The 301-nt window shown below is 55.5% G+C and carries 1 rRNA gene; it reads left to right on the top strand.

Annotated elements, in window-relative coordinates:
• Positions 1-301: ribosomal RNA gene (locus PAT3040_RS13855) — 23S ribosomal RNA — on the top strand; the annotation flags it as partial.

The following is a 301-nucleotide window of genomic DNA, read 5'->3' as shown; positions in this document are numbered from 1 at the left end:
CTCTCCGAGGTGTATCCTGAGTACGGCGGGACACGTGAAACCCCGTCGGAATCCGGCAGGACCATCTGCCAAGGCTAAATACTCCCTGGTGACCGATAGTGAAGCAGTACCGTGAGGGAAAGGTGAAAAGCACCGCGGGAGCGGAGTGAAAAAGAACCTGAAACCGTGCGCTTACAAGAAGTCAGAGCCCGATCAATGGGTGATGGCGTGCCTTTTGTAGAATGAACCGGCGAGTTACGATTACGTGCAAGGTTAAGGTGGAAAGCCGGAGCCGCAGCGAAAGCGAGTCTGAATAGGGCGC

Source organism: Paenibacillus agaridevorans (assembly GCF_003112455.1).
GTDB classification, from domain to species: domain Bacteria; phylum Bacillota; class Bacilli; order Paenibacillales; family Paenibacillaceae; genus Pristimantibacillus; species Pristimantibacillus agaridevorans.
Note: the sequence above shows the minus strand (reverse complement) of the source record. Positions and strands in the feature narration are given on the sequence as shown.